We start from the raw sequence: 26,227 nt of genomic DNA on the forward strand, positions 1-26,227 counted from the left end.
GGCGGGCCAAAAACGCCGACCTATCGCACAGAAGAAGCCAAATCTTAGCTTTCAAGATGATCGCGCAGCCGATAATACCAGATCGCAATCGTCGCATAGGCGCGATGCATATCGTGCGCAATCAGCGGGCTGATATCACGGAACGGCAAGGGCAATGGCGTATCGGGTGCCAGAAGGTTATCGGCGATTGCCTTGCCAAGGGATGTGGATAGCGCCACCCCGCGCCCGTTATAGCCGACCGCCATTGTCATATTCTCGACCGGTCGATGCAGATGCGGGAAATGGTCATAGGTCATAGCAAGCCTGCCCGACCAATAAAACTCCAGCGGCACCGATTTTACCCACGGGTAATAGGCATAAAGCTCTGATACGGTTTCCTCGAACCCCGACCGGTCTGTGGGATCGCCAAAAGTGCCGCGTCCGCCCAACATCAGCCGCCCGCCCGGTCCGATCCGGAAATAGTTGCCGATACGGCGGCTGTCGGAGACCGGTGTTTTGGTTGGCAGTACCGTGGCCAGCTGGTCTTCGCCAAGCGGGGCTGTTGCCACCTGGAAGCTGTTGACCGGGATCAGGCTTTTGCGCAGTTTCGGGAACAGATCGCCGGAATAGCCATTGGTTGCAACCACAAGATGGTCGCTTTTGATAGATGCTGCGCCATCCGCGATTTCGGCCTGCCATTTCCCGGCAATGCTTTTTACACGCTGTACCGGCGCGGGGGCAAAGACCTGACAGCCCGCTGCCTGCGCCGCACGGGTCAGCCCGCGAATGTATTTTAACGGATGAAGCTGCCCTGCCCGATTATCAAGCCATCCGCCAACAAGTCGTTCACTGCCGGTCATTGCCTGAACTTCTGCGGTGTCGAGCATTTTGACATCCGCCCCAAGCGATTGCCATTCGCGCATGCGGGTTTCAAGCCAGCCCAGATGATCACGTTTGACCGATCCCTGTATCCAGCCACTGGGCGTGGGATCACAGTCGATCTCGTGTTCCTTGATCAGGTTAAATGTCGTCTCGGCGGTTTTGCCCGCGAACTCGGTCGAGTATTCGCCGTAAAGCTTATCGATCTTGTCCGGATCATGTTTAAGCCCTGGAATGACCTGGCCACCATTACGGCCCGATGCCCCATAGCCCGGCCGCACCGCATCAACCAAAATAACCGATGCCCCGCCCTTGGCCAGTTGCAGCGCACATGACATGCCGGTGAACCCACCGCCAATAATCATGACATCACATTTATATTCGCCTTCGGGCGTTACGGTTTCGGGGGCATCACTGGCGGTCGCTTCCCAGAGCGATGTCAGATCATTATTCATATGGACCTCGGTGGCTTGGGCTTGGGGCGCTAGATTGAAAATGCGGGGAGTTAACGAATTGATTTTAAGACCTTAGCTCAAATGGTCTTTATATCAATACATTCCTTTGAACTGATACGCCCCGGTTTCGAAAATTTCCGGAAATGAATGCCAACAAGACAAATAAAAAAGCAGTCTGCTGTGCAGAACGGCTTTTTGGTCTTCCCTAGACTTGGGCGTTGGCGCCCAACGGTATCCGGTCCTAGCTCTTTTGGCGGCCGGATTTGAAAACATCCTGTTCAAGCGGCTTGAGGCCAAAGCTGCCACGGCGCGGACCGGGATTGTCGGCGACATATTTCTCTGCCACCTGACGTTCGTTTTCGCTCATGCGGGCATGGATGGCCCCCATTTCACGCTGCGCCTGGCTGCCTTCGGTCGGTGCCGACATTCTCAGCCAGTAATAGGCAAGGATATTGTCCTGCTCAACGCCACTGCCGATGGCATAGAGACGTCCAAGCGCTGCCTGACCATTTGCCGATCCCTTGCGGGCAGCACGTTCATACCATGTTGCCGAGCGCACCATATCGACCGGCACGCCAAGACCATGTTCATACATCACACCAATCAGGTGGTAGCCGCCCGGATGGCCAAGCTCGGCCAGATCCATGGCAAGATCAAGCGCATTGGCGTAATCGGGTTCACGGTGCGGCACACCGAAAATCTGGATCTGGGTCATCTGATATTTCGCAGATGCATCGCCCTGATCGACCGCATGGCTCAGCATTTTCCAGCCGCGGTTAAACAGTTTTAGATCAGACGAATGGCAGAAATACATCGCAAGGTTGGCCTGCGCATAGGCGTCCCCCTCGCTCGCGGCCAACTCAAACCAGCTGATGCTTTCGGCAATATTGCGTTCGGCGCCAAGCCCAACACCAAGCGCATAGCCAAGTGCAGATGCCGCTTCGACACTGCCGGCACGTGCAGCACGCATGTTGAACTCGAACGATTTCGACGGATCGCGACGAACACCGCGCCCTTCGAGATAAAGATAGGCCAAAACACTGGCTGCAGACGGGTCATTCAGTTCGCTGGCACGCTCGAAATAGGCCACCGCCTTTTCGTCGTCCTGCGGCACACCCCAGCCGTTCAAATAGCACACACCAAGGTTATAAAGGGCCGCGACGGAGCCATACTCGATCGCTTCTTCAAACCAGTGGGCTGCGGTTTCGGCATTTTCCTGAACGCCAAGGCCCTTGGCATAGAGATAACCAAGGTTGTTGGCCGATACCGGACCGCCAGAAGTGGCTTCTTCGTTAAACCAGTAGGCTGCTTCACGATACCATTGCTGGCCTTCGCCAATATCTTCGGCAACGCCGAGCCCCTTGCTGCGCATGTAACCATAGCAAACAGCGGCAAACGCGCGGCTTTGGCGGTGAATTTGGTCGAGAATGCGGCGGGTCGCGGACTCGTCACGCGGCATCCCGTCGCCCTGATAATGCTTTTGGGCAAGCGAAAGCTGGGCGAAAATGTCCTTTTCGACATTCGCCTCATCGTAATAGACCATTTTAAGTGCACGATCCATCACAGCACTACACTCATCACCATTCCAAAAAAAGCCAACAGAATCATAGCACTCACACCCGCTTTGGGCGAATTCGGCGCCACGATATATTTATCGAACGTTAATTTATAGCACTAAGCTGAGACTTTTCCAACTGGTCTCGGTAAGTTGCAAGGAAACCTTGGAATCCTTCTACTTCGTCGACCCTGTCTGCAAGGGTGCGATAATCGATCAACCCTTGGGTCGGTGATGATGTAATCAGGCTGAACGCCTCGGCATAGGGGCTTTGCGCCATGATCTCGCCGTAGCGGCGTTTCAGCATATTAAGGGTGCGCTCCTGACCGGCCATCGCCAGATTAACCGCCCAGTTCAGCATGTAACGCCCGCGCTCATCAGAAATCCCGTCCATATCAAACGGCTCTTCACCGACCAGACGCTGGAACGTCTCGGCGGCCGACATGTAATCACGTGTCGTGCGGTAATGATCAATCCGGAGCAATTCGGCATTACGGGAATAATCGCCTTCAAGGGATGCCACCGCCTCGACACCCCGGTCGGTATCAAGCAAGGCACGCGCACGCAGATGTCGACGTTGCATCGCCAGCTCATCCGACAGGCCCGGGGCATCGGTTTCCTCGATGATGCGGATGGTTTCTTCGGGCTTGCCATCCAGAAGGTAAACCAGCGCCAGGCGCGCCCCGACGCGGGCCTTCTCAACACCCGCCAGTCGGAAGTCGACCTGGTGTTCGAGAAGTTGTGCCGCACGTTCAAACAGCTCGACATCAACCATCCGGTCCGCCAGACGGCGAATAAGCTCATCGCCCTTCTCGCCTGCCGGGGTCAGTTCGCGGAACTCGTCATAAAGCGCAACCGCCTTGATCGCCGAGATTTCGTTGATCTCGTCACCGAGATACAGGTTCTCGAAGGTTTTATGCATCATGTCGGTGGCTTCTGTGGCGACCGGCATGTTCGGGAAGAAGATCGCCACCTGACGCAGGGTATTGAGGCCGTCGCGGAAATCCTTGTTTTCGATCTGAAGTTCGCCAATGCGTTTGAGCAACGCCATCTCGAACGCATCCCCGCGCCAGGCAAAGCGTAGTTTCTGAAGCTGTTCAATCGCATCTTCTACTGTCAGGCGCTCAAGACGCATCAAAAGCTCTGTGCGGTCGAAGATCGCATGCGCGCGGGCCTTGCGGTTATCACCCTCGGCCACCTGATCCCAGGTCGCGACCGCCTGCTCAAGCTCGCCGGCCTCTTCCTCGAAGATGCCCTTGAGATACTGGACATCCATGACCTTGCTTTCCGGAAGCCCCGGCGTGACCAGCATCTTTTCGATCATGTCCATGCCAGCTTCGGGATTACCGACAATCAATGCCTGTTCGGTCGCAATCGGCACGATGCGCGACAACAGTTCCGGCGGGTAGTAATCAAGGATGTGAACACTTTCCAGAAGATCGCGCGCCCCTTCGTTCGGGCGACCACGCGCGGCAAGCGTCACGGCACGCCACAACTGCATTTCCGGAATTTCGCGCAAACGCTCATCTTCAAGCAGACGTTCGGCTTCCTCGAAATCACGGTTCAGGAACTTGACCGCGGCCTTCAGCGCGCGGAACTGAAGGCGCTGGGCAATCAGCGGATCATCATGTTCCATGGCGGAAACGACCGCATCGGCCTCTGGCCCCAGGCCATTGGCCAGATAATACTGTGCCAGATCAAGACGGGCATTGTTCCGATGTTCATCGCCGCTTTCGGCGACCTTGCGGCGCAATCCGCGAATGACATTGTTGTAGTTATCCAAACCACCCCGGCGCCAGTCATCCAGCTCGAAAATCAGGCCTTCGCGGCCATCGCCGGTACGATCACGCACCCCGGTCGCAGAGGCCAGCAAACGCGCCCCTTCTGGGGAAATATTCAAGCCGTCTTCGGCCGTCACGATCACAGCACGGCCATCATCGCGACCAGCAACCTGAACACTGTCATTCATCGGGGCCACGACCACACCCTGTACAGAGGGCAGAACTTCAAATTCCGGATAGCGCAGCGCAACCTCGATCCCATAGCCGTTCTGGGTCGTGGTAGTCACGCGCAAGGTATCGCCAACTTCCGGGTCATCAATCGGAATGATCGGCCCGACATCTTCAAGCGGCACAATCAGCCGTGCACGGGTCTGTTCATCAAGCTCGATCGACGGGCCCAGCTTTTCAACCGGCTGCATGATGCCCTGCTGCATCGTGATGCGCCAATCGCCCGCCTCGCTTTGGGTCGTGTAGAGGCCGATCCCTTCTGGGATGGTCATGCGCACAATCGTTGCATAGGGGCTTTCGACCTGTTCGATCACGCCAACGATCTGGGCGGCTTGCTGACGCACGGTATCAAGGTTGAGGTTGGCACGCACATCAAACGCCAGCCACAGGAACCCGGCACGTGACCATACGGCTGCCCCGCCCGGTTGCCCGAACGGGAAACCAAGCGAAAGTTCGGTTGCGGTCTGATCGACAGTGACGACAAGGTCGCCAATGCTCTCGCGTTCGACCGGGGCCTGTCCGTTGGTGCGAACGGTGCTTTCGCTTTCACCATTCTGGGCGGCGGCTGCCAGCGCCTCTGGCGAGTTTGGATCAAGGGCTTCGCCATCAGCATCGGTCGCCGCACCATTTTCAGGCGCGCCATCGGGTTGCTCTGCTGTTTCTGCAGCCGGTGCCGCCGGGGCAACGGGTGCAGGCGGTGCCGGAGCAGCCGTTTCGGGATCAGAGGTTTCAGTCGGACGGTTCTGCGCCGTCGTGGTTGCCGGCGTGCGTTGAACCCCCATGATGTCGACGACGACCTTGTTGCCAGACCGGAAGTGGCGCAACTGTCGGGCCGGTGTGGTCTCAACAACCACATCAAGCGGATTGGTTCCGTCCTGACGCACACGCACGCCTTGTGGCAGGCGGCGCGAGATATCCGTGGCATTGATCCGCGCAGGCGCGCCAAAGGCGATGGTTTGCGATCCTTGTGCGCCTTCAAGCGCATAGTCGGTGCGATTGGGCCAATCAAACACCAGACGATAGAAAGTCGGATGACGCCCGACCCGCACATCAAGTTCGGTCGGGGCCGCATCGTTATCCGCAACCGTTTCAACCGGGGTGGTCGGGGCCGGCGTTATCGTAGGATCCTGATCATTTTGCGCCGGACGCACCGGTGGTGTCGGCACCGGGTCTGGCGTTGGTTCGGCTTCGGGTTTATCGAGGATATCAAGGACGACGTTGCTGCCGACATTAAAGGCACGCACTTCAAAATCTTCGCTTAGCACAAAGGCGACAGTGCGCCCATCCGGGTCAAAGAAGGCATCGGAAACATAGCGTGAAATAGGCGACAGGACGCCACGCAGGGACGCAACCAACGGCTGATCAAAACGCACGACCAACTGATCGCCGATGATTTCGGCGGTGTAATCGACCGGCTCGTTCCATTGCAGAACAATTCGTCCATAACCGTTATGAAGCCCGGAGCGAATGATAACAGGGTCCGCCACCTGAGCTATTGCAGGGCGCATACCGCTGATGGGCAAAAACATTGCCGTGGTGGTCGCAATAACGACCGCCAGCAGGATGCGCACGGCAAGTTTCGCCATACTTACGTGCCTCCGATCCCGCTTCCCCCATGAGGCTCGATTACAATGTCGACCCGGCGCGCCATCGCAAATCGCGCCTCCTCATCCAACAATTCGGGAAGCTGGTCGTATCTTGATGCCGCAAATCCGTAAATATTTATGTAATCTGTGTAACCGGATTGTTTTAGCTCGTTGGCAACCGCCGCTGCACGTGCCAGCGAAAGTTCCCAGTTGGACGCATATTGCCCGCGACCGCTGAGCGGACGCGGATCGGTATGGCCCTGCACGCCAATTCGGTTACCGATATTGCGCAACACCCCACCCAGCACGAAAAGCGCCTGCTGTGCCTGACTGGTCATGTCCGAACTGCCCGCAACAAACAGAATGTCGCCCGGCAGCGAAATCACCAGCTTTTCCGCATCGCGCGACATGCGCGCATCGCCCAGAACCGGGTTGTCATCAATCGCGTCATCAATAACCGCACTGAGATAATCAAGGTTCATCGCCGGCTTGCGATAGACACGCGGAATATTCATGTTGGCCATCGGCTCGTCGGTATCTTCAACCGGCGAGGGCTTGATGGATTGCGACAGGGAATCAACCACCTCGTCCCAGCGGTCAATCTTGACCTTGGACATGGCAAACAGCATGACGAAGAATGTCAGCAGCAGCGAAATCAAGTCCGCCAGACTGAGCATCCAGGGCGGTGGCCCCTTGTGTTCTTCCTTGCGTGGTGCGTCGTCGCTCATCAGCCACCTCCCGATGCTTGCGGTCCAAGCGGGATCGGCTGGGAAACGGCCGGCTGGCCCGTTCCTGCGGCCGGCGGAATCATGAACTGTTGGGGCGCAACGGCACCGGTCTGGCCGGACCCCGTCGCACCATTGCCATTTGAGGCAGGCGGGGTCGCGGTCGGCGTCGCGCCTGGCGTTTCGCCGTTGCGTTCAATCGGCTGTGGCGGTTCCTTGGGCCCGAAATTCCAGAAGAAGCGGAATGTCACAATGAACGGGTCGGCCCCCGGATCAATCCCGACAAAGAAATGATCTTCGGGCGCCCCGGCATCAAGCAATTCACGGGCAAAGGACCCGGCCTGGGCGATCTGAAGGTTGTTTTCAACCTGGATCGTGCCCTTGTCCTCGATCTGGCTGCCCATGACCATTTCCATCTCGTAGGAGGCATAACCTTCCTCATCAGCAAGCACTTCGGCAAGCTGGCGCATGAAGTCGGCCTGACGTTCACGGATCAGAATCGAGTTGGTATCAAACAGCTGATCGACATGCATGATGACTTCCATCAACTTGCCCGGCTGAATGACTTCGACCCGGACCACCTTGATGGCGGTTTCAAAAAGATGCCCCAGCTTGTCCTGGGTTTCCTGGGCAGACACCGTCGGCCCCTCGATCGAGGTCACGGTCTGCAGACTGGTCGTCGGCGGGAGAATGGCCGCAAATGCCGAGGAAAGGCTTTCCTGTACTTCGCGGGTTTTGACCTCTTCAAAGGTCGAAATGGTATTGAGCAGAATAAAGAAGGCAAGCAGCAGAAGATAGAGTGCCAGAAACAACGCCACCGCCCCATTCGCAGGGGGGGATGGTGGTGTGGGTCCGTCGTCCTCTATCTCCGCCATGATAACGCCACTTAGTTAAACATCGCGTCGATGTCGGCCTGCGTTACGCCTTTTCCTTCAAGCTGCGGGCCGTTCAGCAAGGCATCCTCGCCTTCGGCTTCCTTTTTCTGCCGTGGGTTGGCAGCAGCGTATTTGGCAATTTCATCGCCAAATGCGGTCACCAGCCCTTCGACACGTTCTTCGATGGATTTCAGGGCCTTGATCACCTTGGTGGTGCGCTGGCCAGTGATATCCTGGAAGTTACAGGCTTCGTAAACGCGCATGGTTGCGCCGGTTACGATTTCAGCCTGTTCGGGCGGCAAGGTGGTTGCGAATTCCTCAAGCGCATCCATGGCATCAAGGATTTCGTGTGTCGCCCCGGCCGTCGCATCGACAATCGCGTCGAGCTCGTCGGTGGCGTTGGGAATGTATTCGGCCTTGATATCGTCCGGACGGAGCGAAGCGATTTCCGATTTCATCTTGCGGATGATGCCGGAAAGTTCATCAAGTTCGCCAAACAGCCGTTGCTGATCCTCGGACGGCTTGTCGCCCATGAAGCGCGACAATTGGTCCATCAGCTCGGACAATTGTTCAACCTTCAGGTCGTCGCCGTCAAGGCGTGCCCGAAGATCATTCAACAATTGCCGGAGTTCGTCCTTGGACGCCTTAGACATAGCGGTATCGCGGGACGAATGCCCCGCGCTCCTGATCAGAAATCACCAATGACAGTCTTCATCTTGCCTTTCAACGTCTCTGCGTTGAACGGCTTGACGATGTAGTTGGAAACGCCTGCCTTTTTCGCCATGACAACGTTTTCGGTCTTGGCTTCTGCGGTGATCATAATGAAGGGCATGTCCTTCAGTTTTGCATCTGCGCGGACTTCTTTCAGAAGCTGAAGACCGGTCATCGGTTCCATGTTCCAGTCAGAAATCACGAGACTGAAAGGCGCCTCACGCAGTTTGCGAAGCGCCATGCTACCATCGGTCGCTTCTTCGATATTCGTAAAGTTGAGCTGCCGCAGAAGGTTACGGATGATACGCAACATGGTTTTGTAATCATCCACAATCAGGATCGGCATATTCGGATCGACGGCCATTCACAACTCCATCAGCTATCTGATCTCCCACCCTTGCCGACCATACTTCCGCATAGTGACAAGGCCCCTAATAATCGTGATGTACATATTTAAGTTTGGTTAATCAAGATGTTTAACCAGCGACTAAATACGCCATCACGCTGTCTTCTCTCAAAATTCTCCCCACAGGCCACTCTTTCTCATTCAGCCCGTGTGGTCAATCCTTTGCAACATCGCCGTTATTGCAACGGCAACATATTGATATCCTGCTTGTAGGCCAGCTCCGAGGTGAGAGCGCGCGCACGGTCCGGTGTCATTTCCGACAGAACCGCTGCGGTGTTGGCTTCGCGCATGCCAAGGGCAACCTGCAGAAGGATATCCATATCAAGATCGTTCCAGATGCGTGCAGCATCTTTCGGTTTCATTTTTTCATAGACGCTGATCAGCTTCTTGATGCGGTCGTCTTCCTGCGCTTCCTTGGTTTCGACCAGTCCTTCGATTGCCGATTTCAGGGATTTCATTTCCTCGATCTTGGCATCAATGCGCGCTTCGGCCGCGGCAATCAGGCTTTCGCGCTCGTCAAGGCGCTGTTCCTTGCGGTCAAGCTCGCCGCGACGGATCGACAGGTTCTGCAGCAGGTCAATTTCTTCCTGGGTAAACAGGGTGGGATCACCACCCAGCATCGGCGGCACATCGGCATCGCCGGTAACGCCGTCAATCGGCTCACCTTCCATGGTCAGCCCTTCCGGGCTATCAAGGCCGGGATCGCCGTTTTCAGGTGTGGCTGTCTGTTCCGCTGCCGGCTCGGCAGCAGGTTCCGGTGCCTGCGCTTGCGCCATCTGCACCATGCTCACACCCGTTTTCTCCACTGATTCCGATGTCTCGGAATCATGGGAAAACAGGTTGACCACCCGCATCGACAGCACCATCACGCCGACCAGAACGACCAACGGCAGAATACGCACACCTGACATTCACACACCCAAGCATGTCGGCACAAAGTGCCCATGCTCCTTCTCTAATGATTTCTTTCCATTCTGACGGAACGGTGTCCTGCCCTTTAGGTAAAAAGAAAACTCATATTTTCAAGGCCAAAAGCAACGCAAAACGCACCGTCTCAGGCTTCTTATCGTACTGACCGAAGCGCGGCCAGCAATTCACGTTCCGCTTCCGAGCGACCGGCATCTTCATCCTGATCATAAGGATCAGAAACATCTGCCCGGCTGCCCTGCGCGCCACTGCTGTGGGCAGGCTCATCGCGGTCATATCCGTCATCAACCGGCCCGCTGGCGCCACGTTCAATTTCGCCAACCATTCTGGCGGCCAATTCTTCGGCCCGGGTTTCAATACCGACACGGTCACGATCATCAATGATGTCGTCGCGGTTCTTAGCACCCATCATGCGCCCAAGACCGCGACCGGCGCCGCCAGAAGGTTTGGTTCCTTCACCCACAGAAGACGCCGCTTGTCCGCCCTCGCCCGCGCCACCGGTCGCACGGCGCACAGAGTTGACATCACGCGCAGCTTTTTCAAGACGGTTGGCAATGCTTTCACCGCGATCGACCATAAAGCTCAGATCTTCGTTCAGCGCTTCTGCCTTTTCGATATCCTCGCGCAGTTTTTCACCGGACTGCTCGGCCATTTCCTTAAGGGCGGTGATCGAGGTTTCCGCGCGCTCATTGGCCGCGTTGAAAGCGGTCAGGAAGTTTTGCATGTCCTCGCGGCTGCGCCGAAAGGCCGCCAGCTTGCGGTTCAGAATGATCGCATAAATGATCGTCGCCACCAGCAAGACGATCATTACAAGATCCAGATAGAACGCGAAGTCCATCAGCTATCTTCCTCGGTTATGCGCGCACGATCACGCACCTGAATGGCGATCCTGTCACCTTTGCGGCCCATCAATCCCTTGAACAGGGGAACATCCCCGCAACGCACCTCGACCGGCGAGGTCGGACTGGTATTAAGAACCAGTCGGTTGCCAACTTCAAGGTTGATCACATCCCCAAGCGCCATCACCTGTTCATCAAGGACGGCCAATAGATTAACATGGGTCTGCCAAAGCTCATTTGCGAGGTGGTTTTCCCAAATGGAGTCACGACCGAATTTTTCCCCCATGAACATCTGAAGCAGAAGTTCACGAACAGGTTCCAGGGTCGCATAAGGGATCAGCAGTTCAAGTCGACCACCGCGGTCTTCCATGTCGATCCGCAGCTTGGCCACGATGGCAGCGTTGGCGTGACGGGCAATGGTGGCAAAACGCGGGTTGGTTTCAAGGCGTTCAAACCGGAAGGTCACCGGGCTCAGCGGATCAAACGCCGCCGACAGATCACCCAGAACCACATGGATCATACGTTCAACAAGGTTACGTTCAATCGTGGTGTAAGGTCGGCCTTCAATACGCATGGCCGCCGTACCACGACGCCCGCCCAAAAGAACGTCCACGATGGAATAAATCAGCGCTGAGTCAACGGTCAGCAGCCCGTAGTTATCCCATTCTTCTGCCTTGAACACGCCCAGCATTGCCGGCAGCGGGATCGAGTTCAGGTAATCGCCAAAACGCAAAGACAGGATGTTATCAAGCGAGACTTCTACGTTATCGGATGTGAAGTTACGCAGCGACGTCGACATCATACGCACAAGGCGGTCAAACACGACTTCAAGCATCGGAAGTCGTTCATAGGCCACCATCGACGAGTTGATGATCGCCTGAATACCGGACTGATCGCCAGCCCCGGAACCGTCATCAAACCCAAGAAGACTGTCAATCTCGTCCTGGTTCAGAACGCGCGCAGAAGGCCCGCTGCCCATGGCTTCGGCCATATCATCGCCGCCATCACCATTCTCGTCGCCATCATCATCGCCGAGCATGGATTCCCATTCGGCGGCCATATCCTCGCCGCCGTCGTCTCCACCCTCGTCATCGCCGCCTGCCATGGCTTCCCATTCAGCGGCGAGAGCATCATCATCTTCTTCATCAGCCATCAGCGATTGCTTCCTGAATTTGGCATTCGGGCTGCTACAAGCTTATTGTACCAGCATTTCCTTGAACAAAACGTCGTTTATTTTCGCAGGCTTGGCCGCAGCACTCACCCGGATCAAAAGCTCCTCACGCAATCTGAACATCCCCTCGGACCCGGAAAGGTCTTCGGGACGCAGTTCGCGAAGGTAGACCTGAAAGTTGTCAACAATGCGCGGCATCATCTGTTCGACCTGCGGCAGCATTCCCTGATCGGCAACTTCCAGACTGACCCGGATTTTAAGATAGCTCTGCTTGCCACCACCTGTATTCAGATTGACCAGAATTTCCGGCAGATCCACGAAGCCGACATTTTCCGGAACCCCCGGGGCTTCTTCGATGGAATCTTCGGTGATGACTTCTTCGGTCTGCTCTCCGCCGCCACCAGTCAGCATGTCAATCACCGGCTGAAGCAGCCCGGTAAAATACGCCGCCGCAGCACCGCCAAGCAAAAGCAGCACAAGCAGAATGACCACGATCAGCATTTTCTTGCTGCGACCGCCGCCACCGCCACCTTCGTCCATTTCTATTTCGTCGACGTCGTCACCCATCGCTTCGCGAATTCCTGCGTTAGAAGTTCTGTCTTCCTGATCCAGCAAACACTGTGCCGGATTAAAAGCCATAACGCTATCACGTTAAAAATCTGTTGCGTTTCCGTCCACTCGCGATTTGGCCCGACCGGAATTTTCGCTCAGATGCGCTGCTTGTTTAAGGTCCGGCACCAAAACAACAGCACATCGCGTCCCCACCGGAAGAAATTGCCTGATGGATCCGTCCTGTATCGCCATCCCGGCAATCCTTTTCTGGTCGCCTGCCTATTTTACGGCAGCTTCTGCCAAACCGCTGCAAAACAGGCCCGGCAACAAATGCCGAATTCGACTTTAATTCAATTAAATCAATAATTTAAAAAAACTGGCACGCAGATCGCATTCCTGAAGATCAAGTTTCGGTCCTGAAAGGGAAATTCGACCATGGAAAACGTTTCATATATTGCACTGTCCCGTCAAAAGACGCTGCGCAGCATGATGAGCAACCTGTCGCAGAACATGGCAAACATGAACACGACCGGTTATAAAGAACAGCGCATGATGTTCACCGACTGGATTGCGAAGAACAAGGATGCACCGTTCCGTGGCGAACGTGAAATTTCCCTGGTTCAGGACATCTCCCAGTATCGCAACACCACGGTTGGAACGATCGAGCATACGGACCGTCCGCTGGACGTGGCGCTCAGCCAGCCCGACATGTTCTTTGCCATCGAAACCCCGTCTGGCATTCAATATACCCGTTCGGGCAACTTTTCGCTCGATCCGGGTGGGCAGCTGATCACCAACGATGGCTACCCCGTGCTCAGTGATGCCGGTCAGCCGATGTTCTTTAACGAGGCCGATGGCCGGATCGAGATCAAGGGTGACGGCACCATCTCCACAGATATCGGTCAGATTGGCAAATTGCAGGTTGTCACCGTCGACAACGTTCAGGAAATGACCGTTACCGGCAACACCCTGTATCAGGCCCCGGAAGGCGACGACAATCAGGACTTGGTCGAACTGGTTGAAAACCCGGGCATTGTTCAGGGTGCGCTTGAAAAATCCAACGTCAATCCAATCAGCTCCATGACGCAGATGATTGACGTTCTGCGCACCTACCAATCGGTGACCCGTTCCATGGAAAGCGAGAACGAGCGTCAGCGCAACATGATCAACAAGCTTGGTGACGTCCGCGCTTAAACAGCTGCGGCCCGAATAACAGAGAATTTTAGCGCGACATACGCGCAATCGAAGGAGAAGACAGATGCGGTCACTTGATATCGGCGCTTTGGGCATGCAGGCACAGTCCACCAACGTGGACGTGACTTCGCACAACATCGCCAACATGACCACGACCGGCTACAAGCGTCAGCGCGCCGAGTTCCAGGATCTGCTGTATCAGGATCTGCGCCGTGCCGGTTCGCCGTCATCCGATACCGGCACCATCGTGCCGACGGGTGTTCAGGTTGGTCTTGGTGTGAAAACCGCAGCAATCGGCCGTTACATGGGTCAGGGCTCGCTCACCATGACCGAGAACGAACTTGATATCGCCATTCAGGGCCGTGGTTATCTTCAGATTGACCTGCCGAGCGGCGAAACTGCCTATAGCCGTGATGGTACGTTGAAACTTGATGCCGATGGTGCACTCGTCACCAAGGACGGTTTTGCGGTTCAGCCGGGTATCACTGTTCCGGACAATGCGCGCTCTGTCACGATCAACTCCAACGGTGAAGTTTTTGCCGAGATTGATGGTCAGGTCGCCCTTCAGAACCTGGGTCAGATCCAACTGGCAACCTTTATCAACCCGCCGGGCCTGAATGCGCTTGGCGATAACCTGTTCCTTGAAACCGAAGCATCGGGCACGGCAAGTGTCGGATCCCCGGGTGACGTTGGTTTTGGTACGGTTCAGCAGGGCTATCTTGAATCCTCGAACGTCAACGTGGTTCAGGAAATCACCAACCTGATCAAGGCTCAGCGTGCCTATGAGATGAACTCCAAATCCATCTCGACCACCGATGAAATGATGAGCGCGGTCAGCAACCTGCGTTAATCCAGCTAAATAAAACGGGTTTTGGTTTGCGCAAGTTGCGGTCAGTTGACATGCAAGCTTGCGCAAACTGTCTTTACGCGATGTATACCGTTCCGTGGTATAGTAGTTGGATGAAGATAAAGAACATAATCCTCGCTCTCGCGATCTTGCCTGCACTTGCGTCTCTGTCGGCTATGTCAGAGAGCGCTTTTGCGCAATCTTCCCAAGGCAACAGCCTGCGCGACAATCAGCAGACAACTTCTTCTATCTTCCTCAAACCGGATGCCTTGGTCGAAGGTCAGTATGTGACCTTGGGCGACCTGTTTTCCGGTATTGATCCCCAACAACAAGACATTGCCGTGGCGCATGCGCCCCAGCCCGGCCGACAGACCATTCTTGATTATCGCTGGCTGTATGGCATTGCGCAGCGCCACAATATTGAATGGCGACCGCGCACCACCGCTGATCAGATCCTGATCACCCGCGCCAGTCAGGTCATCACCATTGATGAAATCCGCGATGCGGTGGAAGTTGCCCTGGTTGATCAGGGTATTCAGCGTCCCTTCACGGTCGACCTTTCAAGCGACAATTTTCAAATCCACCTGCCGGTTGATGCGAGAAACAATGTTGATGTCACCGGGCTTGAAATCAATTCACGCACCCAACGCTTTGTCGCCAGCGTGACCACTGCCGCACAGACCGCCCAACAACGCACCTATCGGATCAGCGGCAAATATTACCCGCTGACCAGTGTGCCGGTCTTGGTCGAACCGGTATCGCGAGGTTCTGTCATTCGGGCAGATCAGGTTGAATATCGCGATTTTCGCTCCGAACGGGTGCCAAATGGCGCCATCCGCGACATCAATGATGTGATCGGCAAGGAAGTCACACGGCCAAGCAACCCCAACGAACCTTTGATGTTCCGCGATCTGAGCAACCCCATTCTGGTGCGGCGCGGCTCGCTTGTGATTATTCGTCTGGTCACGGCCAACATGTCACTGACTGCACGCGGCAAGGCGATGGAAGACGGATCACTTGGCGATGTAATTCGCGTGGTCAATCAATCAAGCAACAAGAACATTCAGGTTGAAGTCGTTGCGGAAAACGAAGTCCGCGCCCTGCCCGCAATGTCGCAGTAATCCACAGGTTTTGGCACCGTCTTACCCGGCAAGCTTTTCCTCTTATGAGGTCAGATAACTGGCACGGTACTTGCGTTAACAAATGCAGGAACCCAGGAGGAATTCATGCCCGGTAAAAATGTACAGATATCATGGCGGCGTTTCGCCCTTGTCAGCACCCTGATCGGTGCCACCGCACTGCTGTCAGGCTGTAACGCAATGAAACGACTTTCCGAAGTCGGCGAGCCGCCAAAATTGTCATCCATTGACAACCCGACCCAATCAGAAGCCTACCGCCCGGTAAGCTTACCGATGCCGGCCCCGCAGGTTGCCGAACGCAACCCGAACTCGCTGTGGCGTGCGGGTGCGCGGTCCTTCTTCAAGGATCAGCGCGCCAATCAGGTGGGTGACATCCTGACAGTCGTGGTTGAAATGCAAGACAGTGCGGCCCTGGCCAACAGCACCGCACGGTCGCGCACCAACACCGAAGACCTTGCCGTCCCGAACCTGTTTGGTCTTGAAGCGGAAATGACCAAGGTGCTGCCAGAAACCATTGATCCGACGTCGATGCTTGATTTCGATAGCAACACGTCGAATGCCGGTTCGGGGACCCTTGATCGTAACGAAGCGATCGATCTGCGCGTTGCCGCCATCGTCATTCAGGTTCTGCCGAACGGCAACTATGTCATTCACGGGCGTCAGGAAATTCGCGTGAACAGTGAAATCCGCGAAGTCCAGATTGCCGGCGTCATTCGCGCCGCTGACATCAGCTCGGCCAATGAAGTCAACTATGACAAGATTGCCGAAGCCCGGATTTCCTATGGGGGCCGCGGGACCATTTCCGATGTTCAGCAGCCGCGCTACGGCAGTGAAGTTCTCGACATCATTCTGCCGTTCTAAAACCCAAGACCGCATGTGGTTCAATCCCGTTTTCCGGGTTCCGGTTGACCACATCAGGCGACAGTCAAAGGCCACCTTCGGGTGGCCTTTGTTGTGCAGAACATACCGCACAAAGGAAAAGCCCGGCCAAAAGGCCGGGCTTTTTGATTTTGGTTATCCCTAACCAGTAATCTCCCACGGTGTCATGTCGTTGCATGACGGGGATCGGCTGAGCCGGATCCTTTTATCTTTTTTACACCCGGCGCGATCAATCGTCGCGACGTGTGCGCTCCATCCGTTCATGGCGTTCCTGGGCTTCAATGCTCAGGGTCGCAATCGGACGGGCTTCAAGTCTCTTCAAGCTGATCGGCTCGTCGGTTTCTTCGCAGTAACCATATGATCCGTCTTCAATTCGACGCAAAGCAGCATCAATTTTTGAAATAAGCTTGCGCGCCCTGTCACGAGTACGGAGTTCAAGCGCCCGATCCGTTTCGGCCGACGCGCGGTCGGTCAGGTCCGGCTCCTGAAGCCCGCCATCCTGCAGGTTCGCTAATGTTTCCGAAGATTCGTGCAAAAGTTCTGCCCGCCAGGTCAGAAGTTTCTGGCGGAAATATTCCCGCTGACGCGGGTTCATGAACTCTTCGTCCTCAGCAGGACGATAGTCTGGTGGTAAGGTAATAGTCATCTGCGCCCTCTATACAGGACTCCTTGATCGCGCGGCAATATAGAGGCCACGCGCCAAGGGTGCAAGCCGATTGAACAAATAAATGCCAATTAGCCCTCTGATGCGCAGAATTCTGCGATTTCTAAGTGGAATTCACCTTGAATTTAACAATCAAATCAGACCGGAAACTTCCAGTTTTGCAAGTTCCACACGGGCCCGCAGATCGATCTCATCGAGAACGGCTGAAAGTTCCGGATCATCAATCGTTTCGCGCTGTTGATCGAGCAAACCGACCAGTTGCTGCAGGCGCGCGGGCGACAACTGCCCGCTGAGCAGACCGTCCCGGACAGCCTCAAGCTGCTCAAGCATGCTTTTGGCACGCAGCATCGCAGCTTTTTTGGGCGAATCCAGCGCATCACCGCTTTGCTGCAGTGCCAGCAACGCATCAAGTGCACTGACCGTACCGCTGCTATGCACACCAGCAGCCCCACCGGCATCACCAGAAGAGCCGAGCGAACGCATGGCATCGGCAAAACCGCTTCCGCCGGATGCACCGGATGATTTTTTGCGCGAAGTTGCCCCCGCACCGGCAGCCTTGGAACCGCTAACCTTCATGATCCGTATCCGCTCAGTTGTTGTCGACGCATTCAATGAACATATGCAGTGCACATGGTTCATTCGGGTATCAGGCCCGGCAGGCATTGATGGATTACCATCAAAGTGACCTGCAAACGGGATTCTCCCTTAATCGCGCCGGGTGCGCAACGGGAAAAAAATGCCGGGTTGTCGCGATCCTAACCCGGGGACCAAAGCAAAACCCCGAAAAAAGATCGGTTTTGCGTGCAATTCGCATTCCTGGACCTTAACGCCAGCAGAAAGCCTGAGTTGGCACGGTTTTCGCAAATAGGTTTGCAAACGCGGTTAAACCGATCAATCGCCTCATTTGCCGGATGCCTTCGCATCCCACGTAAAAGCGGAATTAAGAGTATGATCACAGGTCTTGGCAAAATAGCACGCAATGCGCTCGCAACGTTCGCGCTGGGAATGCTTGCCCTGACGCAGCTTACCCCGGCCCATGCACAATCACGTATCAAGGATATCGCCGATTTCGAAGGCGTACGTGACAACATGCTGGTCGGTTATGGTCTTGTGGTTGGCTTGAACGGCACCGGCGATGATCTTGGCGATGCAGAATTTACCCGCCAGAGCATGGTCGCGATGCTTGAACGTCTGGGCATTAACGTCCGCGATCAGATCGAAGACCTTGAATCCGATAATATCGCGGCGGTCATGGCAACCGCGACCCTGCCGCCGTTTTCGCGCCAGGGATCACGCATTGATGTCAATATCAGCGCGATCGGCACGGCCGAAAGCCTGCAGGGCGGCACCCTGCTTGTCACCCCGATGGTCGGTGCAGACGGCGAAGTTTATGCGGTTGCCCAGGGCAATCTGGCAGTTGGCGGTTTCTCGGCCGGTGGCAATGCGGAAACCATTGTCAAAGGTGTTCCGACCTCAGCACGTATTGCCAATGGCGGCATCGTTGAACGCGAAATAGACTTTAACCTGAATTCCATGCAGGACATGTCTGTTGTTCTGCGTAACCCGGACTTCACCACGGCACGGCGCGTATCAGATGCAATTAATGCCTATCTGGGCGAAGTTGCCGCCCGCGCCAGTGACCCGGGCACGGTTCGCCTCAACATTCCGGATCGCTACAACCAAAACATTGTCGCACTCCTGACCGATATCGAGCAGCTTCGTGTTGAACCCGACCAGATTGCACGCGTCGTGATTGACGAAAACACCGGCACGATTGTCATGGGCGAGAATGTCCGCATCAACCGTGTGGCAATTGCCCAGGGCAACCTGACGATCCGTGTGACGGAAACCCCGCAGGTATCCCAACCCTCACCCTTTGCGCAGGCTGGCACGACCGAAGTTGTCGATCGCACCAATGTCGAGGTCGATGAAGGCGAAGACAATCAGCTTGGCATCATGGATGGCGGTGTAAGCCTTCAGGAACTGGTGAATGGCTTGAACAGCCTTGGTGTTGGGCCGCGCGACATGATTACGATCCTTCAGGCCATCAAGACGTCTGGCGCGCTGCAGGCTGAAATCGAGGTGATGTGATGATGACCGATGGGACCGCCGCCCTGATGGCGCAGGCACAGGCCAGCGCACAGTACGGCAAACAGAACAATATGGCCGCCCGGATGGACTCACTCACCGACGGGCACATCAAAACCGAAGAACAGGCACGCAAGGCTGGCGAGGAATTTGAATCGATGTTCCTTGGCCAGATGCTGAGCCACATGTTTGCCGGTATTGAAACCAACGAAATGTTTGGCGGCGGGCATGGCGAAACGATGATGCGTTCCATGCTGGTTGACGAATACGCCAAAGAAATGACCCGTGCAGGTGGCATCGGAATTGCAGATGCCGTTACACGCGAAATCCTCAAAGTCCAGGAGGGATGAAAATGACCACCGAAGAGCTGGTTACCGAGCTTAAAAGCGTCACTTATGACCTTATGTCCCTGCTGGAACGTGAGTCCAACGAGCTGCGGACCCTTTCATCGGCCGAATATGAGCAGTTCCTGTCGGAAAAATCTGCCCTGTCGATGCAGTACGAGCAACTGGTTGTCAAACTGCGCAGCCGCGGTGAGGAACTTCGTGCCCTGTCAGAAGAGGAACGCGAAGAACTGCGCGAATTGCAGGCCGAATTTCAGGAAACCGCGCGCCGCAACATGATCACGCTTCAGTCCGCCAAGGAAACCAACGAACGCGTAGTTCAGGCAATCGTGCGCGCGGTCAACGAAAAGTCGAAAGAAGAATGCACCACCTATAACCGCTCGGCCACGACCAGCAAGGCGTCGCTCGGCGGGTATGGTCGCACGATCAATAAATCCGGTGGCGCCTATAGCGTCAATGAAACGCTTTAAGGGTAGAGGCAAGGACCATGTCACTTACTCAGGCACTCAATACTGCGATTTCAGGCCTTAACACGGCACAGGCCCGCATTGCGATCACGTCCTCGAACATTTCGAACGTGAACACCGAGGGCTATTCCAAAAAGATCGCCGGTCAGGAGACCCTGACGCTCGACGGTATCGGTGCCGGCTCGCAGGTTGCCGATATCTATCGCAACGTCAATGAGGGCCTTGTACGTGAAATGCGCGGCGAACTGGGTAAAGCCGGTCGCGAAGAAGCGCGTTATGACTTCTTTATGCGTATTCAGACCCTGTTTGGCACCACCCAGTCGGATGCTGCGATCAGTCAGCGCATCAACGATATGGCCGATGCCTTTGAACAGCTTGGTGTCACCCCGGACCAGAACTCTCCGCGCATCGAAGCGATCGAAAGCGCGATTCAGGTTATGGAATCGTTTGAGAAGCTCTCAAGCCAGCTTCAGGATCTGCGTGATGACATTGATGACCAGATCACTGACGAGGTAAATTCTGCCAACACCCTGCTGACCCAGATCTCTGAGCTCAATACCGGCATTATTCGCCTGAAAAACCTTGAGCAGCCAACCACCGAGCTTGAAGACCAGCGCGATCAGAAACTGAACGAACTTGCCAAGATCATTGATATTACGACGTTCAGCCGAAGCGACGGGTCAATCGTTGTCTATTCGGCACAAGGCGCGAACACGCTTCTGGATCGTTCGCCCAATTCGCTGACCTTCACCCAGACGGCCGGTTTCGAACCGGGCACGGGCGGGTCTGGCATTACCCTTGATGACGAAGACATCACCGATACGCTGCGTACAGGCACGCTCAAGGGCCTGTTTGAGATGCGCGATTCCGAAATTCCCGCATTGAATGACCAGATTAACGAACTGGCGGGTGAACTGCGTGATGCGATCAATGCGGAGCACAACAAAGGCACCTCCTTCCCGCCGCCTGCCAACCTTTCGGGGACACGCACGGTTGCGGGCACTGACCCGCTGACGGCAACCGGTGCATTCCGTGTTGCTGCCCTTGATCAGAATGGCGACCTTATTGCCAGTGACAGCTGGGCCGATATCTCGCTGCCCACGACCCCGGCAACGGTCCAGGGCATCGTGGATGCAATTAATGCCTCGGACGCCAGCTCTTATCTGACCGCCTCGCTGGTTGATAACCGTCTGGTGATTGAAGGTCAGGATGGTAACCGGGTTGCCATCAACGAGATGGACAGTCAGATCACCTTGAGTGATGGCCGCCAACAAGGCGCATCACACTATTTTGGCCTGAATGATTTTGTCGCGACGACCAAACGCTCAGACGTTATGACGTCCGCGCCGCAAAGCAGCTCCACCGATGCTCTTGGCGTTACGGCAAGCTCCTTTACCATTAGCGCAGGCACTGGTGTTCTTGCCGGGGCCGGCATCACGGTCAACTACACGGCAACTGACTCCCTTGAAGATGTGCGGGACAGCATCCGCACAGCCCTTCAGGGGGCTGGTATGACTGTTGCCGCCTCTGAAGAAGCTGCTTTCCTTGTCGAGGATGGTGACCGCTATCGCCTGGTTGTTGAATACAACGCAAACATGACGATCAATGACTCAGGCACCATGTCATCAACGATCGGCTTTACCGAAGATCGGCCGTCACTTTCGGGCAACATGGATGTTGCCGCCTCGATCAAGAATGACCCGTCACGTATCGTACGCGGCCAACTCAACGCTGATACCTACAACACATCGACCGCGGTTGTGGATCCGGATGCAGCGATCCCCAATTTGGGCCCGCTTGTTCCGCCTCCGACCAACTATACGCTAACCGTCAGTGGCGATTTCACCGATGTTGATATCGATTATGACAGCACCACGTCGCTGCAAGACATTGCTGATGCGATCAACAACAGCGCGACGCTGACCGACAACAACATCACCGCCGAAGTCAAATTCGACAGTCAGCTTGGTGGCTACAAACTGCATGTGATCGACGCAGATGGTGACCCGTTCTATTTCTCTGATGACGGCCTGCCAAATGCGGATGCGCTGACGACAGTTGTTGGCCTTGGCATCAATTTCGGTGTTCACGAAGGTGACAACAGTGCTGCGAACTCGATCAGTAATGCGTTTGAGCGTACAGACATCGATTTCGAAGCCACCGACGGCTTGTCAGGCGAACGCACATCACTGACTGATTATGCTGCTGGTATAGTTGCGACTGCCGCGACCAAGGCGCGCGTCGCCGAAAGCTCGTTTGAGTTCCAGGATGGTCTGGTCGTTGATCTCAGCACCCGCATTCAGAATGAGGCCGGCGTGAACCTTGATGAAGAAATGTCTGACCTGGTTGTTTTTCAGCGTGCCTACACCGCAACCGCACAGGTCATTTCCACCGTTGATGAAATGTTTGATGCATTGCTCAATGCGGTTTAAACTGCATGCTTGTAAAGTGAGGCTGTCATGGTAACGCGTGTCGCGACATATACGAACCACTCACTGCTTTCGGACTTGGCACTCCGGAACGCAGCGCGTGTAACCGACCTACAGAATCAGGCGTCAAGCGGCTACAAGTCGCGAAACTATGCGGGTATCGCTGACAGTGCGCAGCGTCTTCTCAATCTAGAGGGCGAATATAGCCGCACCGAACAGTATCTTCGCAACACGACGCAGGGAAAACTGCGCCTGCAAAGCATGGAAACAGCTGTGGACAGCATGCTGACCATTGCGACCGAGATGAAAACGCTGCTGATCCAGGCCAGCTCTGCGCAACAGGCCGATGACGTCAATATCCGTGAGGAAGCCGATCAGGCGTTGCAGCAGATCGCCAATTTGCTCAACACCAATCTTGACGGGCGCTACCTGTTCGCCGGCGGACGCTCGGAAGAACCGGCTGTTGATATCGAAAAGATCGGCGCACCGGACAACTATCTCAGTGAGCTTGGCACATCTGTTACCTCAACCACCACGCTAACCTCTCTTGGCGTGACGTCCGGGCAGCTTCAGATTGTCAGCACTGATATCGACGGCAACAGTTCGACCTCGACGATCAACTACAACGCGGCCACCGATGACATTGGCGATATCATGGACGCGATCAATAGCAATACCACTAACCGTGCCATCGCATCACTGCGCGGCCTTGGTGGTGAGGGCTCACCGCTTCTCAATATTGAAAATGTCGGCAATGGGTCGATCACGATTACTGAAACTGGCGCCGGAGATTTGCTCTCCACGCTTGGCATGGAAAAAATCGGCAATCCGCGCCCTGATGCCGACTATTACAACGGTGATCATCAGATCATGGAGTTGCGCGTCGACGAAGAATATAACTTGTCCTACGGCATCCTGGGTGACAACCCGGCCTTCCAGAAGCTGGTCCAGGGCCTTGGCATTGCGGCCAGCACGGAAGACGAAACGGCACTGACGACGGCGCTTGGCTTTATCAATGACGCGATTAATGACCTCCCGAATGTTCAAGGGCAAATTGGTTTGGATATCGCCAATGTCGAGCGCTTCGAAGAACGCCATCAGGACTTCAAGGTTTTCGCATCCCAGGCCATCACCGATATTGAAACCGTTGACGTGCCGCTGACACTTGCGGAACTGACCCAATATGAGACTGCCTTGCAGGCAAGCTTTATTTCCATTTCGCGCGCCGCAGATTTATCTTTGGCTAACTATTTGCGTTGATTGTGATATAGATAGTATTGCGTCATTAACTGTTTTGTCAGAATGATACTTTAAGTAGTATCAATGACAGAAACTTTCGACCGTCGGAGAATTGCGGGAATGGAAACCGAAAACGTCGCCGAGAATGAAACACCTGAATCCGTTGTCGTGGAAACACGCTTCGGCGACATTGAGTTCAGCTGGGACAAAGGCATTTATATGCCGGTCGGCCTTCTCGGCTTTCCTGAGCATCATGTCTTCGGACTGGCAAATATTCCCAACACCTCGCTTGATCAGTTCAAGCTTTATCAAAGCCTGACTGATGCAAGCCTGTCCTTTATCGTCGCCCCATATAATATGGAAAGCGGCGTTTATGCGGAAAAAGACCTGATGACGGCCCAGAAGAGCCTAGCGATTGAAAGCGCAGATATGGCGATCCTGATGGTTGTCACCATTCGGAGCGCGCCAGGCGGCCAGGGCATCACAATGTCGACCAATCTTCGGGCTCCCATTCTTGTCGATACGGCACGCCAGGTGGCCTGGCAGCATATTTTGCCGAATGAAAAATACTCTGTGCAGCATGACCTGTAATTTTTGCCTAGCATACTGGCACGCGCATTGCTTTACTGTCTCACAAGGCAATGTCGCCGAAGGAATGAATGGCCTGAGCCATTCTTTCTTATCCGTGTAGGAGGAATAAAATGGCTCTTAATATTATTTCCAACTATGCAGCGAACGTCGCCCATCGAAACCTGACTGCTTCGGACACGATGGCGACGCGATCGCTTGCAAAACTTTCGTCTGGTACCCGCGTTGTTTCGGCACGTGATGATGCTGCATCCATGGCCATCGGTGCACGTCTGAACGCAACGACGGAATCCCTTAAAACGGCAACGGTTAACGTTAACCAGGCCAACTCGATGCTCCAGATCGCCGACGGCGGCATGGCCACCATCGATAACATTCTGGTGCGCATGAAAACTCTGGCCGTTCAGGCATCTTCGGGCAACCTGTCCGACACTGAACGCGGCTTCCTGAACGATGAATTTGTTCAGCTGCGCAATGAAATTGACCGAATTGCATCCTCGACCAACTTCAACGGCATTCAGTTGCTGGGTGATGGTGGCGATGTTGCACTCGAATTCGGCGACCTTGCTTCGGGCGCCGGCGGTGCTGCACTGGTCCCTGCGACCGGCTTCGACGGCTTCGCCATCACCGACAACAACTATTGGGCGACGGACGCAAACAGCAACACCGTCACGGACAACAACTTCACGGTCGACATCAACGAACTTGCCGGCGGCCAGATCATCATGACCGTGTCCAGCACCATTGATGGTGCTGCTGACCGCTCACAGTCGATTGACGTGTCGGACTATGCATCTGGCGGCACCACCGCAATCAGTGCCGGTGAAAACGCCACCCTGAACTTCGATGAACTTGGTCTGTCCTTCACGGTCAACACCAACTTCTCAGCCACTATTACCGAAGTTTCGGGCGGCGGCGGTGCCACGGACTTTGGTAGCGACACCGCCTTTGGTGCTGCGAACATTGACTCCACCGACAACACGGTCACCATGGCCGCTGACAATGGCCAGCAGCTACAGCAAACCGTGGATTTCCAGGTTGGCGCAGGCAACACGGCGAATGACCGATTGGCAATTGAGTTCACAGCCGTAGATTCAGAAACGCTTGGTTCTGGCTCAAACGGGACGCAAGACTCCCTTGCAGACCTAACAGCCAATGCCATTGATACGGCAGCGAATGCCCAGAGTGCGGTTGAAGTCGTCACCCGCGCAATTGATGACCTGCAGCGCGCACGTGCCAATATCGGTACCTATCAGAACCGATTGGACTTTGCAGGACAGAACCTTGCCTCCACGCAGGAAAATACTGAATCTGCGCGCTCCACGTTGCTTGACCTCGATGTTGCGTCTGAAATGACCAACTTCACCTCGAAGCAGATCCTGGTTCAATCAGGTGTCGCCATGCTGGCACAGGCAAACCAGATGCCGCAGAACCTCCTGCGTCTGCTTCAAGGCTAAATTGACAGGCAAACAAGTTTACAAGCTTTATCCTAAACGGCGGCAATCTGGCATTGCCGCCGTTTTTGTTTTCTCTGCATCATGCGACACCATGTCACTGCGGTTCAAACGAGCCGTCATGCAGAGCAAAGTACCTGATCTTTTTGCTTCGTAACCTCATTTCAAAACCAAGAGCACAAGCAAACCAGATGCCGCAGGCTCTCCCGCGTCTTCACAAGCAATC

Annotated in this window: 24 protein-coding genes; 11 read left to right on the plus strand and 13 right to left on the minus strand. The window is 55.2% G+C overall.

What is annotated here, in order from left to right; all coding sequences use genetic code 11:
- Window positions 1–44: 44 nt before the first annotated feature.
- From ACXAIA_RS13860 to ACXAIA_RS13910, 11 genes are all read right to left on the minus strand, one after another.
- Window positions 45–1,313 (minus strand): NAD(P)/FAD-dependent oxidoreductase, encoded by a 1,269-nt coding sequence (locus tag ACXAIA_RS13860; RefSeq protein ID WP_475349846.1) that lies wholly within the window; start codon window positions 1,311–1,313, stop codon window positions 45–47.
- A gap of 241 nt (window positions 1,314–1,554) precedes the next feature.
- Window positions 1,555–2,874, minus strand: coding sequence for an SEL1-like repeat protein (locus tag ACXAIA_RS13865; protein WP_475349904.1), 1,320 nt, complete (start codon window positions 2,872–2,874; stop codon window positions 1,555–1,557).
- A 100-nt stretch (window positions 2,875–2,974) separates the two neighbouring features.
- The gene (locus ACXAIA_RS13870; protein ID WP_475349847.1) at window positions 2,975–6,463 is read right to left on the minus strand and encodes a tetratricopeptide repeat protein; all 3,489 of its coding nucleotides are present in this window, start codon (window positions 6,461–6,463) and stop codon (window positions 2,975–2,977) included.
- Between the two features lie 2 nt (window positions 6,464–6,465).
- Window positions 6,466–7,191 carry an OmpA/MotB family protein gene (locus ACXAIA_RS13875; protein ID WP_475349848.1) on the minus strand — a complete coding sequence of 242 codons (726 nt, stop codon included), beginning with the start codon at window positions 7,189–7,191 and terminating at the stop codon, window positions 6,466–6,468.
- Entirely contained in the window at window positions 7,191–8,063 is an 873-nt protein-coding gene (locus ACXAIA_RS13880; protein WP_475349849.1) for a hypothetical protein, read from the minus strand. The genes ACXAIA_RS13875 and ACXAIA_RS13880 overlap by 1 nt, the downstream gene beginning before the upstream one ends.
- 11 nt (window positions 8,064–8,074) lie before the next feature.
- Window positions 8,075–8,716: a protein phosphatase CheZ gene (locus ACXAIA_RS13885; RefSeq protein WP_062955478.1), complete on the minus strand. Its 642-nt coding sequence runs from the start codon at window positions 8,714–8,716 to the stop codon at window positions 8,075–8,077.
- Between the two features lie 35 nt (window positions 8,717–8,751).
- Window positions 8,752–9,138, minus strand: a complete 387-nt coding sequence (locus ACXAIA_RS13890) for a response regulator (protein WP_008890394.1) — start codon at window positions 9,136–9,138, stop codon at window positions 8,752–8,754.
- Window positions 9,139–9,356: 218 nt separating this feature from the next.
- A complete protein-coding gene (locus tag ACXAIA_RS13895) occupies window positions 9,357–10,091 on the minus strand; it encodes a MotE family protein (RefSeq protein WP_475349850.1) in 735 nt (244 codons plus the stop codon).
- Window positions 10,092–10,243: 152 nt separating this feature from the next.
- Window positions 10,244–10,945: a DUF6468 domain-containing protein gene (locus ACXAIA_RS13900; protein WP_475349851.1), complete on the minus strand. Its 702-nt coding sequence runs from the start codon at window positions 10,943–10,945 to the stop codon at window positions 10,244–10,246.
- Window positions 10,945–12,099 (minus strand): flagellar motor switch protein FliM, encoded by a 1,155-nt coding sequence (gene fliM / locus ACXAIA_RS13905; protein WP_475349852.1) that lies wholly within the window; start codon window positions 12,097–12,099, stop codon window positions 10,945–10,947. The genes ACXAIA_RS13900 and fliM overlap by 1 nt, the downstream gene beginning before the upstream one ends.
- A gap of 42 nt (window positions 12,100–12,141) precedes the next feature.
- The gene (locus ACXAIA_RS13910; protein ID WP_475345104.1) at window positions 12,142–12,684 is read right to left on the minus strand and encodes a flagellar basal body-associated FliL family protein; all 543 of its coding nucleotides are present in this window, start codon (window positions 12,682–12,684) and stop codon (window positions 12,142–12,144) included.
- 420 nt (window positions 12,685–13,104) lie between these two features.
- On the opposite strand from ACXAIA_RS13910, the gene ACXAIA_RS13915 reads away from it, so the two are divergent.
- The 4 genes from ACXAIA_RS13915 (at window position 13,105) to flgH (ending at window position 16,710) form a co-directional block, all read left to right on the plus strand.
- Window positions 13,105–13,863 (plus strand): flagellar hook-basal body complex protein, encoded by a 759-nt coding sequence (locus tag ACXAIA_RS13915; protein WP_475349853.1) that lies wholly within the window; start codon window positions 13,105–13,107, stop codon window positions 13,861–13,863.
- Window positions 13,864–13,927: 64 nt separating this feature from the next.
- Complete coding sequence (flgG, locus tag ACXAIA_RS13920; RefSeq protein ID WP_475345102.1) at window positions 13,928–14,713, plus strand: flagellar basal-body rod protein FlgG; 786 nt, start codon at window positions 13,928–13,930, stop codon at window positions 14,711–14,713.
- Window positions 14,714–14,886: 173 nt separating this feature from the next.
- Entirely contained in the window at window positions 14,887–15,831 is a 945-nt protein-coding gene (gene flgA, locus ACXAIA_RS13925; protein ID WP_475345099.1) for a flagellar basal body P-ring formation chaperone FlgA, read from the plus strand.
- A 105-nt stretch (window positions 15,832–15,936) separates the two neighbouring features.
- Window positions 15,937–16,710, plus strand: coding sequence for a flagellar basal body L-ring protein FlgH (gene flgH / locus ACXAIA_RS13930; protein WP_475345095.1), 774 nt, complete (start codon window positions 15,937–15,939; stop codon window positions 16,708–16,710).
- A gap of 247 nt (window positions 16,711–16,957) precedes the next feature.
- On the opposite strand, the gene dksA is transcribed toward flgH, so the two are convergent.
- Window positions 16,958–17,374 carry an RNA polymerase-binding protein DksA gene (gene dksA / locus ACXAIA_RS13935; protein WP_008890403.1) on the minus strand — a complete coding sequence of 139 codons (417 nt, stop codon included), beginning with the start codon at window positions 17,372–17,374 and terminating at the stop codon, window positions 16,958–16,960.
- A gap of 150 nt (window positions 17,375–17,524) precedes the next feature.
- Complete coding sequence (locus ACXAIA_RS13940; protein ID WP_475349854.1) at window positions 17,525–17,968, minus strand: flagellar assembly protein FliX; 444 nt, start codon at window positions 17,966–17,968, stop codon at window positions 17,525–17,527.
- Between the two features lie 372 nt (window positions 17,969–18,340).
- Between ACXAIA_RS13940 and ACXAIA_RS13945 the strand changes: the two genes are divergently transcribed.
- The 7 genes from ACXAIA_RS13945 (at window position 18,341) to ACXAIA_RS13975 (ending at window position 26,004) form a co-directional block, all read left to right on the plus strand.
- A complete protein-coding gene (locus tag ACXAIA_RS13945) occupies window positions 18,341–19,483 on the plus strand; it encodes a flagellar basal body P-ring protein FlgI (RefSeq protein WP_475349855.1) in 1,143 nt (380 codons plus the stop codon).
- The gene (locus ACXAIA_RS13950) at window positions 19,483–19,830 is read left to right on the plus strand and encodes a rod-binding protein (protein ID WP_475345079.1); all 348 of its coding nucleotides are present in this window, start codon (window positions 19,483–19,485) and stop codon (window positions 19,828–19,830) included. Before ACXAIA_RS13945 ends, ACXAIA_RS13950 begins: the two co-directional genes overlap by 1 nt.
- Window positions 19,831–19,832: 2 nt before the next feature.
- Complete coding sequence (locus ACXAIA_RS13955; protein ID WP_475345074.1) at window positions 19,833–20,294, plus strand: hypothetical protein; 462 nt, start codon at window positions 19,833–19,835, stop codon at window positions 20,292–20,294.
- Between the two features lie 17 nt (window positions 20,295–20,311).
- On the plus strand, window positions 20,312–22,723 hold the full coding sequence (gene flgK, locus ACXAIA_RS13960; RefSeq protein ID WP_475349856.1) for a flagellar hook-associated protein FlgK: 2,412 nt from the start codon (window positions 20,312–20,314) through the stop codon (window positions 22,721–22,723).
- 27 nt (window positions 22,724–22,750) lie between these two features.
- Window positions 22,751–23,980, plus strand: coding sequence for a flagellin N-terminal helical domain-containing protein (locus tag ACXAIA_RS13965; protein ID WP_475349857.1), 1,230 nt, complete (start codon window positions 22,751–22,753; stop codon window positions 23,978–23,980).
- A 99-nt stretch (window positions 23,981–24,079) separates the two neighbouring features.
- Entirely contained in the window at window positions 24,080–24,550 is a 471-nt protein-coding gene (gene fliW, locus ACXAIA_RS13970) for a flagellar assembly protein FliW (protein WP_475349858.1), read from the plus strand.
- Window positions 24,551–24,660: 110 nt separating this feature from the next.
- Window positions 24,661–26,004 carry a flagellin N-terminal helical domain-containing protein gene (locus ACXAIA_RS13975; protein ID WP_475349859.1) on the plus strand — a complete coding sequence of 448 codons (1,344 nt, stop codon included), beginning with the start codon at window positions 24,661–24,663 and terminating at the stop codon, window positions 26,002–26,004.
- The last annotated feature ends 223 nt before the right edge of the window (window positions 26,005–26,227 follow it).

The organism is Thalassospira sp. ABL2_045 (genome assembly GCF_056161285.1).

Coding starts and splice junctions, on each gene's coding strand:
- ACXAIA_RS13975 (WP_475349859.1), top strand. CDS start 24,661: ATGGCTCTTAATATTATTTCCAACTATGCAGCGAACGTCGCCCATCGA.
- flgH (WP_475345095.1), top strand. CDS start 15,937: ATGCCCGGTAAAAATGTACAGATATCATGGCGGCGTTTCGCCCTTGTC.
- flgG (WP_475345102.1), top strand. CDS start 13,928: ATGCGGTCACTTGATATCGGCGCTTTGGGCATGCAGGCACAGTCCACC.
- ACXAIA_RS13870 (WP_475349847.1), bottom strand. CDS start 6,463: ATGGCGAAACTTGCCGTGCGCATCCTGCTGGCGGTCGTTATTGCGACC.
- ACXAIA_RS13910 (WP_475345104.1), bottom strand. CDS start 12,684: ATGGGTGACGACGTCGACGAAATAGAAATGGACGAAGGTGGCGGTGGC.
- ACXAIA_RS13955 (WP_475345074.1), top strand. CDS start 19,833: ATGACCACCGAAGAGCTGGTTACCGAGCTTAAAAGCGTCACTTATGAC.
- flgA (WP_475345099.1), top strand. CDS start 14,887: ATGTCAGAGAGCGCTTTTGCGCAATCTTCCCAAGGCAACAGCCTGCGC.
- ACXAIA_RS13950 (WP_475345079.1), top strand. CDS start 19,483: ATGATGACCGATGGGACCGCCGCCCTGATGGCGCAGGCACAGGCCAGC.
- ACXAIA_RS13965 (WP_475349857.1), top strand. CDS start 22,751: ATGGTAACGCGTGTCGCGACATATACGAACCACTCACTGCTTTCGGAC.
- dksA (WP_008890403.1), bottom strand. CDS start 17,374: ATGACTATTACCTTACCACCAGACTATCGTCCTGCTGAGGACGAAGAG.
- ACXAIA_RS13860 (WP_475349846.1), bottom strand. CDS start 1,313: ATGAATAATGATCTGACATCGCTCTGGGAAGCGACCGCCAGTGATGCC.
- flgK (WP_475349856.1), top strand. CDS start 20,312: ATGTCACTTACTCAGGCACTCAATACTGCGATTTCAGGCCTTAACACG.
- ACXAIA_RS13890 (WP_008890394.1), bottom strand. CDS start 9,138: ATGGCCGTCGATCCGAATATGCCGATCCTGATTGTGGATGATTACAAA.
- ACXAIA_RS13880 (WP_475349849.1), bottom strand. CDS start 8,063: ATGGCGGAGATAGAGGACGACGGACCCACACCACCATCCCCCCCTGCG.
- ACXAIA_RS13875 (WP_475349848.1), bottom strand. CDS start 7,191: ATGAGCGACGACGCACCACGCAAGGAAGAACACAAGGGGCCACCGCCC.
- ACXAIA_RS13895 (WP_475349850.1), bottom strand. CDS start 10,091: ATGTCAGGTGTGCGTATTCTGCCGTTGGTCGTTCTGGTCGGCGTGATG.
- fliW (WP_475349858.1), top strand. CDS start 24,080: ATGGAAACCGAAAACGTCGCCGAGAATGAAACACCTGAATCCGTTGTC.
- fliM (WP_475349852.1), bottom strand. CDS start 12,099: ATGGCTGATGAAGAAGATGATGATGCTCTCGCCGCTGAATGGGAAGCC.
- ACXAIA_RS13865 (WP_475349904.1), bottom strand. CDS start 2,874: ATGGATCGTGCACTTAAAATGGTCTATTACGATGAGGCGAATGTCGAA.
- ACXAIA_RS13915 (WP_475349853.1), top strand. CDS start 13,105: ATGGAAAACGTTTCATATATTGCACTGTCCCGTCAAAAGACGCTGCGC.
- ACXAIA_RS13945 (WP_475349855.1), top strand. CDS start 18,341: ATGATCACAGGTCTTGGCAAAATAGCACGCAATGCGCTCGCAACGTTC.
- ACXAIA_RS13940 (WP_475349854.1), bottom strand. CDS start 17,968: ATGAAGGTTAGCGGTTCCAAGGCTGCCGGTGCGGGGGCAACTTCGCGC.
- ACXAIA_RS13885 (WP_062955478.1), bottom strand. CDS start 8,716: ATGTCTAAGGCGTCCAAGGACGAACTCCGGCAATTGTTGAATGATCTT.
- ACXAIA_RS13900 (WP_475349851.1), bottom strand. CDS start 10,945: ATGGACTTCGCGTTCTATCTGGATCTTGTAATGATCGTCTTGCTGGTG.